At 66.9% G+C, this 10577-nt stretch carries 11 protein-coding genes; 8 read left to right on the top strand and 3 right to left on the bottom strand.

Translation table 11 applies throughout. The features are described 5' to 3' along the window. The first annotated feature begins 51 nt into the window (after window positions 1-51). Window positions 52-837 carry a LysM peptidoglycan-binding domain-containing protein gene (locus N1F89_RS07625; RefSeq protein ID WP_290083038.1) on the top strand — a complete coding sequence of 262 codons (786 nt, stop codon included), beginning with the start codon at window positions 52-54 and terminating at the stop codon, window positions 835-837. Between the two features lie 59 nt (window positions 838-896). Beyond that, window positions 897-1655: an ABC transporter permease gene (locus N1F89_RS07630; RefSeq protein WP_290083039.1), complete on the top strand. Its 759-nt coding sequence runs from the start codon at window positions 897-899 to the stop codon at window positions 1653-1655. Between the two features lie 120 nt (window positions 1656-1775). On the opposite strand, the gene N1F89_RS07635 is transcribed toward N1F89_RS07630, so the two are convergent. From N1F89_RS07635 to N1F89_RS07645, 3 genes are all read right to left on the bottom strand, one after another. Further along, complete coding sequence (locus tag N1F89_RS07635) at window positions 1776-2891, bottom strand: glycosyltransferase (protein WP_290083041.1); 1116 nt, start codon at window positions 2889-2891, stop codon at window positions 1776-1778. 29 nt (window positions 2892-2920) lie between these two features. Further along, complete coding sequence (locus N1F89_RS07640; RefSeq protein ID WP_290083043.1) at window positions 2921-3697, bottom strand: ABC transporter ATP-binding protein; 777 nt, start codon at window positions 3695-3697, stop codon at window positions 2921-2923. A gap of 234 nt (window positions 3698-3931) precedes the next feature. Further along, window positions 3932-4201 (bottom strand): hypothetical protein, encoded by a 270-nt coding sequence (locus tag N1F89_RS07645; protein WP_290083044.1) that lies wholly within the window; start codon window positions 4199-4201, stop codon window positions 3932-3934. A 234-nt stretch (window positions 4202-4435) separates the two neighbouring features. Between N1F89_RS07645 and N1F89_RS07650 the strand changes: the two genes are divergently transcribed. From N1F89_RS07650 to N1F89_RS07675, 6 genes are all read left to right on the top strand, one after another. Next, window positions 4436-5380, top strand: a complete 945-nt coding sequence (locus N1F89_RS07650) for a hypothetical protein (protein ID WP_290083046.1) — start codon at window positions 4436-4438, stop codon at window positions 5378-5380. Window positions 5381-5492: 112 nt separating this feature from the next. Then, window positions 5493-6206 (top strand): Stf0 family sulfotransferase, encoded by a 714-nt coding sequence (locus N1F89_RS07655; protein ID WP_290083048.1) that lies wholly within the window; start codon window positions 5493-5495, stop codon window positions 6204-6206. Between the two features lie 24 nt (window positions 6207-6230). Further along, window positions 6231-6983: a hypothetical protein gene (locus N1F89_RS07660; RefSeq protein ID WP_290083050.1), complete on the top strand. Its 753-nt coding sequence runs from the start codon at window positions 6231-6233 to the stop codon at window positions 6981-6983. An 80-nt stretch (window positions 6984-7063) separates the two neighbouring features. Continuing rightward, window positions 7064-8275 (top strand): DUF2793 domain-containing protein, encoded by a 1212-nt coding sequence (locus N1F89_RS07665; protein ID WP_290083052.1) that lies wholly within the window; start codon window positions 7064-7066, stop codon window positions 8273-8275. Between the two features lie 179 nt (window positions 8276-8454). Then, window positions 8455-10155, top strand: coding sequence for a sulfotransferase (locus N1F89_RS07670; protein WP_290083053.1), 1701 nt, complete (start codon window positions 8455-8457; stop codon window positions 10153-10155). A gap of 153 nt (window positions 10156-10308) precedes the next feature. Further along, window positions 10309-10577 (top strand): hypothetical protein (locus tag N1F89_RS07675; protein ID WP_290083054.1); only part of this gene is annotated, 269 nt, incomplete at its 3' end.

Genomic DNA, 10577 nt, shown 5'->3' on the forward strand with positions numbered 1-10577 from the left:
AGGACGGTCGCGCGCGATCCGTTCCGGCCGAACGAGTGGAGCGACGGCCTGATGCCCATAATGATCGACGCAGATTCGCGATCCCTCACCACGGTCGCAGCGCGACGCACCGCGCGCGGACGGCGCCCGGCGGCGCGGCGGCTCGGCCTTTGCGCGGCGGCACTGTGGGCGGGGCTGGCGGCCGCCCAGGCGCAGCAGACGGTCGTCGTCGAGCCCGGCGACAGCCTGTCGGAAATCGCGCTGCGCGTGCTCGGTGACGGCAACCGGTGGCCGGAGATCTGCGCCGCCAACACCGCCGTGCTCGGCGAGAACTGCGACGTGCTGCTGATCGGCACCGAGCTCGTGGTGCCCGGCGGGGAGGACCAGGCGGCGACGCCGCAACTGCCCGCCCTCGACGGCGACTACGTGGTGCGCCTGGGGCGGGCCGAGGCGGAGACGCTGCAGGTTCCCGACGGCATTTCGGTCGAGCGGCGCGGCGACGCGCTCGTCGCCTCCGGCAGCGTCTCCGAGCCGTCGTCGGCCGGCCGCACCGCCGGCCTCTCGCTGCGCCTGCCGGACTCGCTCGAGCTCGCGGCGAGCGGCAGGACGGTGCGCGTGTCGCTGCTCGCCGCCGCCGCCGACGGCGCGGCCGTGGCGATTGCCTATTCGACGTCGGAGGTGGGCAACAGCGGCTGGCGCACGCTCACGCTTTCCGCCACGCCGGCCGTCGTCTCCTTCGACTACGCGGTGCCGCAGGGCAAGCCGCGCGGCGGCGACTATGTCGGCATCCTGCCCGACCCGCAGGCGACCGGCCAGTCGGTGACGCTCTACGGGCTCAGCGTGGAGGTCGTCGATTGAGCCTCGCCTCGCCCGCTCCCGCCGCAGACCGCGCGCCAGCCAGCAGCAGAAGGCACGGCATGACCCGCAGCATGAGCCGCATCCTCTACCTCACCTGGTTCACCTTCGCGATCCAGTACCGCCGCACCGTGCTGGGGCCGCTGTGGCTGCTGGTCGGGCCGAGCCTGTTCGTGGCCGTGCTCGGCCTGCTGTTCAGCGAGGTCTACGGCATCGCGGCCGCCGTCTACGTGCCGCATCTGGCGATCGGCCTCGTCGTGTGGAACCTGATCGCCGGCGTCGTCAACGGCGGCGCCACGGTGTTCGCGCGCTACCGCGGCCAGGTGCTGCACGGCGGCATGTCGCTCGCCGAGATCCTCGCCGTCGACGGCTTGAAGACGGTGATCCAGTTCCTGCATCAGGCGCTGATCGCGGCGGCGGTGATGGCGCTGTTCGGCGTGCCGCTGACGCTTTATTCCGCGCTCGCCCTGCTCGGCTTCGCGCTGCTCGTCTACAATTGCGGCTGGTTCCTGTTCTTCTTCGGCGTCGTCGGCAGCCGCTTCCGCGACGTCGGCGAGATCGTCTCGGCGATCATGCGCATCGCCTTTCTCGCCACGCCGATCATCTGGATGCCGGGCGAGGCCGGACGCGGCGGCGTGCTCGGCGCCTTCCTCACCTACAACCCCTTCTACCACTTCCTGGAGATCGTGCGCGCGCCGCTGCTCGGCAACCCGATCTCGCCGGTGACCTGGCTGGCGGTCGGCGGCATCAGCGTGATCGGCACGGTGCTGGCGGCGATCGTCTACCGCGGCTATTCGCGCTACGTGCCGCTGTGGGTGTGAGGCGGCCGGGCGGCACCGGCGCGCGCCGGTCTGCCTTTCGCGGCATCGCGGACCCGCTCCAAGTTATCGTTTGACGCCTTTGCCGACGGCGGACCGGCTCCCGCTTCGCCCGGAAGCGCCTCAGCCGAGCAGCGGCATCAGGCCGTCGACGAAGCGCGCCCAGGCGGGCTGCGGCCGGTGGCGGGCGAGCGCGGCCGCACCCAGCCGGCCGGCCAGCGCCGGCTCGTCGGTAAAGCGCGCGAGCAGCGCGGCGAGCGCGCCGGCATCGGCCCGCGCGGCCAGCATCCCGTCGACGCCGTGCTCGACCTGCTCGGCGATGCCGCCGACCGGCGTGGCGACGACGGCGCGGCCGCGCGCCTGGCACAGCGGCACCAGGCCCGACTGGGTCGCCTCGCTGTAGGCAAACAGCACCAGGTCGGCGGCGTCGATCTCCGCGACCAGCGCGCGCTCGTCGAGCCATTCGAGGCGCAGCGCGACGTCGTCCATCGCCCGCGCGCGGGCGAGCCAGGGCGGATCGTCGGCCGCGCCGGCGATGCGCAGCGCCAGCGGCCGGCCGGCGAGCGCGGCCACCGCGTCGAGCGCGGTCTCCACGCCCTTGTAGCCGCGGATGCGGCCGGTCACCAGCACGCGCAGCGGCCCGTCTCGCGCCGCCGGCGGGGCGGCCGGCGGCGGCAGGTCGAGATCGGCGAAGGCGAAGGGCGGGTGGAACAGCGGCACCACCGTGCCGCCGGCGGGGCCCGGCGGGCCGGCGGCGGCCAGCGCGTCGGCCATGAAGCGCGACAGGGTGACGACGGCGCGGCTGTGCGCCACGACGCGGCGCTGCAGCCGGTAGACGGCGTGGTGGCGGTCGCCGCGGTGCGGCCGCATGTCGTGCACCACGGTGACGAGCGGGATGCGCAGGGCGCCGAGCCGGGCGGCGACGAACGGGTCGAGATAGCCCGGCATGGCGCAGATCGCGGCGGCCGGCCGCGCCGCGGCGAGCCGGCCGGACAGCCGGGCGAGCGTCACGGGCAGCCGGCCGGCCTGCAGCGCGAGGCCGGCAAGGCCGCTGCCGCCGGCCACGTGATGGCCGTCGGGGCACAGCCCGGCCAGGCCCTCGAAGCTCTCGGCCGCGCGCGACAGCGACAGGATCGGCCGCGCGCCGGCGGCGGCCAGGGCGGCGGCGAGCTCGGCGGCGAAGCGCGGCCCGGCGCCGCGCCGGCCCCACTGCCAGACGAAGACGGCAGGCTGCGCCATGGTCTAGGAACGGACGGCCGCGCGCGGCCTCACGCGGCGGCCCCCGCAGCGGCGGCCGGCGTGCGGTAGTGCGCCAGCGCCTCCTCGATGGGGCCGAGAAAGGCGACGCGGCCGCCGTCGAGCACCATGCCGGTGGTGCACAGCCGGCGCATCAGCGCCATGTTGTGGCTGGCCAGCACCAGGCCGCGGCTTTCCGAGACGAGCTGCTCCATGCGCCCGCGCACCTTGTCGAGGAAGCCCTGGTCGCCGGCGCCGATCCACTCGTCGAGCAGCAGGATGTCGGGCTCGACCGCCGTCGAGATGGCGAAGGCGAGGCGCATGCGCATGCCGCTCGAATAGGTCGAGAACGGCTTGTCCATGGCATCCTCGAGCTCGGCGAAGGCGACGATCTCCGGCACCCGGGCGCGGATCTCCGCCAGCGACAGGCCCATCTGCAGGCCGCGCAGATAGATGTTCTCCAGCCCCGTGGCCTGCGGCAGCATGCCGAAGGTGATGTTGAACAGGCCGCGCGTCGAGCCGTTGACGACGAGCCGGCCGCCGCTCGGCTTGTAGATGCCGGCCAGAAGCAGAAGCAGCGTGCTCTTGCCGGCGCCGTTGCGGCCGATCAAGCCGAGCCGCTCGCCCGGCGAAAGCGTGAAGGAGACGTCCTCGACCAGCGTGTCGAGCCGGCGCCGGCCCTTGGCGAGGTAGAGGTCGCGGATGAACAACAGCGGGTTGGCGCGAAGCTGGCGCTCGTGCGTCTGAAGCACCGGCACGTCGAGGCGCAGATGGGTGGCCTCGATCAGCGGCCGGCCGGTCTCGTCCATCAAAGGCTCCCGCGAAGCATCGACACAAGCATCGCCACGCGGCCTAGACCAGCGCGCGCGGCGAAGCAACTAGCCGCAGACCGTGGCGAGATCGTGTCGCGGCGCCGGCGCGCGTCCGGGCCGGCCGCGCCGTTATGGCGCCTGCAGGCGAAGCGGATGCCGGCGCGCCGGGCGAAAACGCGTCGGGACAACGCGCTGGAGCCGATCCGCGGGTCCATGAAGCGCAGATCGGCCCTAAAGGCCGAACAGCGCCTCGTAGGTGCCGGTCACGGTGCCGGTGCCGTCGGCCTCGAGATAGAGCTGGCCCCACACCGCCACGTCGACCACCGGGCTGCGCGTGTCGGGCGTGACGAGCTTGCTCTTGCCGCCGGTGACGATGATCTTCAGGTTGGCGCCGTCGAACTGCGTCACCGTGATGCGGTAGATCACGCACTTGTCGCGCGCGCGCACGAGATTGCCGTCGAAAACCTCGATGCTTTCCCGGTTCGAAAGCTCGAACTCCATTCCCCACCCCCTTTTTCCTGACGGGCGCCGCGGTCCCCTTCCGCCACGTCACCCCCTTGCAATCACGCCTATGCCACGGTTCGATAAAACGCAACCGGACAATTGTACTATGGTCTATACTGGCCGCTGCCCATCGCCCGCCCGCCTTGCACGGCCTTTCCAATCCTGCCATAGAGCCGAACTGGCGCCGAACCCGGATCGGCGGGTGGGCCGATCCGTTGCGATAGGAGCACCGTGGACTTGCTGACTCTCAATGACCGGCCGTGGAAGAAGGACGGCTACGCCTTTCCGAGGCACCTCGAAAACCCGCGCGGCATGGTCGGCCCCGAAGAACGCCGCTGCTACTACTGGCTCGGCAAGAACTGGTACTCGGGCAAGGGCTTCATCGTCGACGCAGGCGCCTTCCTCGGCGCCTCCACCTACTGCTTCGCCGCCGGCGTGAAGGATGGTGGGCATGGTACGTATGACGGCCATCCGCCTATCCACGCCTATGACTATTTCAAGGTCGTGGACAAATATGTCGGGGAAACGATCAGCAAGGAGTTCCGTCCGGTCGAGGACGGGGAGTCCTACCTCGACATCTTCGAATATCAGACCGGCCGCTATCACGAGCTGATCACCGCGCATCCCGGCGACTTCATGAAGCAGAAGTGGACCGGCGATCCCATCGAGATCCTGTTCATCGACATCGCCAAGACGCAGCCGCTCAATTCGCACGCGGTCGGCGAGTTCTTCGCGCATCTGATACCGGACCGGTCCGTGCTCGTCCATCAGGACTATTACCATTGCTGGCATCCGTATATTCACATCTCAATGGAATTCTTTGATGAAGAGTTCGAGCTCGTTGACGAACTCGTCACGCATCAATCGCGTGTATGGCGGCTGACTAAGCCGTTACCAAAATCCAAAATTGACCGCATAAGAAATTACGATTTGGATGAAACTGAAAGAAACAACCTGCTCGAAGTCGCTATCGAAAAATCATCCGCGAAGATGCGCCCCATGCTCGAGCTGGTGAAAATCTGGCAACTTTGCATAGACAAAAAATGGCCTGACGCTGACGTAGCTCTAAGAAATTTTAGGGAGAAACACGATGTTTTTAACCGTCATGAACTTTGGGCAAAGCAATCATTCGACGTCGAATCTCATATAGCGCAAAAACTAGATTCTGGGAACTAAAACGACTCTTTAAGAAAAGAAGATAAAAAATATGATTACAATATTACTTTCACACGAACGATCGGGAAGCCATTTACTTGGCGAGGCGATCAAATCGCTTGATAACGTGAACATGTACGATGAGGTCTGCAATCCACACGCAGTCCCCGCCGAAAAGAGCGAAGCGTCTTTTTTTCGCTTTCTACAGGAATGGATTAAGCAAGACCCTTCGTTCATAAGTTCGCCCAGCTATGAGAAGAAGAAAGTATTTTCTTCTGAGTATTTTAATCACCTTTTGTCAAAATCTGGAACAGACTCAATAGTAATCGATATAAAGTATGGCCATGTTCACAATTTTGAATCCTTTTGGTGGCCGATATTCAGAAAACCCTCTCTATTCTCGTACTGCGAAGAACTAGGAATACGAGTCATACATCTTTTTCGTGAAAATGTAGTAGAGGCCGCCGTATCCGCCTTTATCGCTAACGAAAACAAAATTTGGCATTCTTGGCAGAAGGGCTCTGAACTTCATAAAGAGCGCACTCATTTAATTCCCGTAAAAAAGATTATAAGTGATGCGAAGTTATTAAAAATACAGAATAGATGGTTTTCTAATTGGATGCGCGATCTCCCTCTATTAACTTTCACTTATGAAGAGATAGATAAAAATCTTAATGCAGACAACGATGAAATTATGAAGAAAATTTCCGATCACGTTGCAGGCGTATACTCCAAACCGTACACGCCAAAGCTTAAAAAACTTGGTAAACCACTAAGAGAGAGCGTATCTAATTTCGATGAACTTGCAAAAGCATGCCAAGGAACCGCTTTCGAAGGAATGGTTTAGACCCATACAGAACGAGTCCGATCCATGAAAGAAGATATTAACCAATCTCTCTCTATAGATTTTGTTTTATTCGCATTTCCTAGAACTGGCTCCAATTGGCTTTGCACGCTTTTAAATTCTGTTCCAGACATAGTTATGCACTATGAACTTTTACATGAAAGGCGGCCGTTTTTTAGCGCCAAGATAAAAGAAAACCCCGTTGTCAATACAACGAGCTCTGAAAGGGACGAGGCACCCTTTGCCTTTCTTGAGAAAATCAAGATGGCCAGCCCGGAGAGAAAGGTTGGTTTCAAGCTATTTCCGGGACAAAATAGTGGCGTTCAAAAAGAAATACTTGAACGTCCTGACATCAAAAAGATTATTCTATATCGAGAAAATATCTTAGCAAATTTTGCGTCTAAACTATTTGCCTCTAAGACAGGAAAATATTTTTCCTCATCATCTAGGACGCAAGAATCAGTTCCGAATGAAGAATTACCAGAGTTTGATAGGCACCAGTTCGAGAGCTGGGAAATTTTTTATCAACAATGGTATACAGAAATTTCGACAAGTGCGCTCCGGGAAGGAAACACCTGTTTTGTCGTTTATGAATCGATTTCTTTTCTCCCCGCTTTTCAGAGCGTAGTTCGCTTCCTTGATGGCCCGGTAGTCACCAAGATGCCTGCGACAAAACATAAGAAAACTGGTCGTTCTGACGTATCAGAAAGGTTTTCGAATCCTGAAGACGTGAGGATGTATCTTTCGGATAGGGATCTTCTACGTTGGAGATTTGATTAGGCGTAAAAAATCCCCGCCCAACGCGGCTGCGCTAGCTTATTGCCCGAGCCAGTAAGCATACTTGCTAGCGGAGCCCTCCCATGCCGGACACCACCCCCCGCTTCCTTCTTCCCTACATCCTGCCCAGCCAGGCGCAGAAGCACGTCACCCACAACGAGGCGCTGCGGCTGATCGACGTGCTGGTGCACGGCGCGGTCGAGGACGAGGCGGCCGCGCCGCCGGCCGACCCGGCCGAGGGCGCCTGCCATCTGGTCGCCGCGGGCGCGACAGGCGCCTTCGCCGGGCAGGACGGCGCGCTGGCCGCCTTCGTCGACGGCGCCTGGTCGTTCGTCGCCCCGGTCGAGGGCATGCGGCTGTGGCGCCGGGCCGACGCGCGCGTCGTCGTCTTTTCCGCCGGCGCGTGGACCGACCTCGCCGCGGCGCTGGGCGCGCTCGATGCCGCGGCGCTGGCCGCCGGCGGCATCGACAGGCTCGGCGTCAACGCGGCCGCCGACGCGGTCAACCGGCTCGCCGTCAAGACCGACGCCGTGCTGCTGTCGCACGACGACGTGACGCCCGGCAGCGGCGACATGCGGCTCGTCGTCGACAAGGCGGCCGCCGGCGCCACCGCGAGCGTGGTCTTCCAGACCGGCTGGTCGGGCCGGGCGGAGTTCGGCCTGGCCGGCGACGACGACTGGCGCGTCAAGGTCTCGCCCGACGGCGTCACCTGGCACGAGGCGCTGACGGTCGACCGCGGCACCGGCCGCATCACCCTGCACGACCAGCTCACGCTGCGCGACGGCAATCTCGTAATGGAGCGCGAGGACTGGCAATCGGCACAGATCACGGTGTGTCATGATGTCGCACGTGCCCAGTTCAAGGGCCGGCGGGCGCGCGGCAGCCTGGCCGCGCCGGCGCCTGTCGCCGCCGGCGACACGCTGGTCTCGCTGACGCCGGAGGCCTATGACGGCGCGACCTATGCGCTGTGCGGCGGCTTCCACTTCTTCGCGCAGAGCGACTTTGCCGTGCGGCGCGACGTCGGCGCCCGGCTCGCCGTGGTTCACGACGGGGTGTGGACCGAGACGCTGCGCGTCGACAGCAACGGCAACACCGGCATCGGCCGGACGCCGCAGACCAGCCTCGACGTCGCCGGCCCGATGCGCCCGGCGAGCTATGCCGTGGCGAACCTGCCGGCGCCGGCCGGCATCGCCGGCGCGCTGGTCTTCGTCAGCGACGAGGCGGGCGGCCCGGTGCCCGCCTTCTCCGACGGCGCGGCCTGGCGCCGGGTGACCGACCGCGCGGTGGTGAGCTGACGCGATGGACGCCGCCCGGCCACACGCTGTAGCATGCCGCGGCCGGGCGGCCCCGCCCGGCGCCGCTGCCCTGCGGCACGAACAACGGAACGGGCCATGATGGCGTCCGCCGGCCGCTGCACGCTTGCCGGCGTCATGCCTTTCGGCGCGGCCCCCTGCCCCGAGCGACCGGCGGAGCGATGACCGGACCCTACGACCGCGGCTTCTTCCAGCGCCAGGCCGAGGAGAGCCTGGCCTCGGCGCGCCGGGTGCTGTCGCACCTGTTCGCCGACGGCCCGCCCGACAGCGTGCTCGACGTCGGCTGCGGCGTCGGCCCGTGGCTCGCCGCCGCGCGCGAGCTCGGCGTCGCCGATCATGTCGGCGTCGACGGCGACTGGGTCGACCGCTCGATGCTGATGATCGCGCCGGAGCGCTTCGTGCCGCACGATCTCGCCGCGCCGATCGAGCTCGGCCGCCGCTTCGGCCTGGTGATCTCGCTCGAGGTCGCCGAGCACCTGCCGCCGGAGGCGGCGCAGACCTTCGTCGACAGCCTGACCCGGCACGGCGACACGGTGCTGTTTTCCGCCGCGCTGCCCTACCAGGGCGGCGAGGGCCACCGCAACGAGGCGTGGCTGGAGACCTGGCAGGCGCGTTTCGAGCGCGCCGGCTTCGTCGGCAGCGATCCGCTGCGCGCCGCGCTGTGGGCCGACCCCGGCATCGCCTGGTGGTACCGGCAGAACATCGTCGTCTTCCGCGCCCGCGGCACGGCCGCCGCCGCGCCGGGCGCGCGGCTGCGCAGCCTGGTCCACCCCGAGGCGCATCTGCGCGCCGTGCGGCGCCGGCCGCAGGCGCCGTTCGCGACCACGCTCGAGGCCGACCTGCAGCACTGGCGGGCGCTCGCCGCCGGCCGCCCGCAGCCCGGCCCGCCGCCCGCCTATGGCCGCGAGTTCGACTTCGCCGAGGCAGCGCCGCCGCCGCAGCCCGAAAGCTATGCCGAGCTCCGCGCGCTCGCCGGCCGCCTCGCCGCGCCGGTGCTGAGCGACGCGCTCGCCCCCGTGGTGCCGCGCCGCCCGCCGCCGCCGCCGCTCGGCCGCGGCACGCGGGTGCCCGACTTTCTCGGCATCGGCGTGCAGAAGGCGGCGACCACCTGGATGTTCCGCCTGCTGCAGGGCCACCCCGACGTCACGCTGCCGGGCGGCAAGGAGGTGAACTTCTTCAACCGGCGCGCCTTCGCGCCCGAATCGGCGTTCTCCGGCGCCTGGGCGACGGCGCATGCCGAGACCGCGCTGCGCAACCATGTCGAGCGCAACCGCACGCTCAACCCGCGCTGGGTGCGGGTGCTCGCGCACCTGCTCGACCACGGCCTCGACCAGGCCTGGTACGAGACGCTGATGGGCTTCTTCCCGAACGTCGCGCGGCGCGGCGACATCACGCCGGAATACGCCCACCTGCCGGGCGACCACATCGACGCGCTGCTCGCCTTCGCGCCGCAGGTGCGCATCGTGCTGCTGCTGCGCGAGCCGGTGGCGCGCGTCGTCTCGCATGTCGCGATGATCGGCGCGCAGGTGCCGGCCGCCCGGCCCTTCCTCGACGCGCTGGCGCGCGAGCCCGCGGTGCTGGCGCGCAGCCGCTACGAGACGATCGTGCCGGCCTGGACGCGCCGCGTGCCGCCGGAGCGGATGCTGGTCATGCGCTCGGAGGCCTTCGAGAGCGAACCGCAGGCCGCCGCCGGCCGGCTCGCCGGCTTTCTCGGCATCGATGCCGGGCGCTTCCGCGCCGAGCACCTGAAGGCCAAGCACTTCGTCGCCAGCTACCAGGCCGCGCTGGCGCCCGACACCCTCGCCTTCCTGCGCGAGACGCTGGCCGAAAGCCGCCGCGTGCACGCCGAGGCGGGCGGCTGACGGCAGGCGGCCGGGCGGACCGGACACCGACAAACGGCGAGGTTGCTTTGCACGGCGCACGGGGCTACCGGTAGGGCGCGCCTGCGCCGCAAGGTCGCAGCGGCGGCCTGTGGCCGGGGCGGGCGCCGAAGACGTCACCAGCCCGGGGCTTCCATGCAGTCATCCAAGCGCAGGCTCGTGATCCTCGACCCCGCGCGCGCCTTCGGCACGCCGCACGAGCGCGGCTTCTCCGACCGGATCGCGCTCGCCTTCCGCGAGGCCGGCTGGTCGGTCGACTGGCATCTCGACCGCAACGACCCGCTCGCCGAGCGGCCCTATGCCCGGCTGCACCGCACGCTGGGGCCGACGCCGGTCGCCGAGGGCCGCCAGGCCGTGCGCGCCGAGGAGCCGCCGCTGCCCTATGCCGGCACCGCGGTGGCGCA

Origin of the sequence: Aquibium sp. A9E412 (genome assembly GCF_030398335.1) — a bacterium.
Taxonomy (GTDB): domain Bacteria; phylum Pseudomonadota; class Alphaproteobacteria; order Rhizobiales; family Rhizobiaceae; genus A9E412.

What these genes read in the sequence shown, in the direction of transcription:
- N1F89_RS07660 (WP_290083050.1), top strand. Translation starts at nt 6,231, where the DNA reads ATGAAAGAAGATATTAACCAATCTCTCTCTATAGATTTTGTTTTATTC.
- N1F89_RS07665 (WP_290083052.1), top strand. Translation starts at nt 7,064, where the DNA reads ATGCCGGACACCACCCCCCGCTTCCTTCTTCCCTACATCCTGCCCAGC.
- N1F89_RS07630 (WP_290083039.1), top strand. Translation starts at nt 897, where the DNA reads ATGACCCGCAGCATGAGCCGCATCCTCTACCTCACCTGGTTCACCTTC.
- N1F89_RS07670 (WP_290083053.1), top strand. Translation starts at nt 8,455, where the DNA reads ATGACCGGACCCTACGACCGCGGCTTCTTCCAGCGCCAGGCCGAGGAG.
- N1F89_RS07625 (WP_290083038.1), top strand. Translation starts at nt 52, where the DNA reads ATGCCCATAATGATCGACGCAGATTCGCGATCCCTCACCACGGTCGCA.
- N1F89_RS07655 (WP_290083048.1), top strand. Translation starts at nt 5,493, where the DNA reads ATGTACGATGAGGTCTGCAATCCACACGCAGTCCCCGCCGAAAAGAGC.
- N1F89_RS07645 (WP_290083044.1), bottom strand. Translation starts at nt 4,201, where the DNA reads ATGGAGTTCGAGCTTTCGAACCGGGAAAGCATCGAGGTTTTCGACGGC.
- N1F89_RS07640 (WP_290083043.1), bottom strand. Translation starts at nt 3,697, where the DNA reads ATGGACGAGACCGGCCGGCCGCTGATCGAGGCCACCCATCTGCGCCTC.
- N1F89_RS07635 (WP_290083041.1), bottom strand. Translation starts at nt 2,891, where the DNA reads ATGGCGCAGCCTGCCGTCTTCGTCTGGCAGTGGGGCCGGCGCGGCGCC.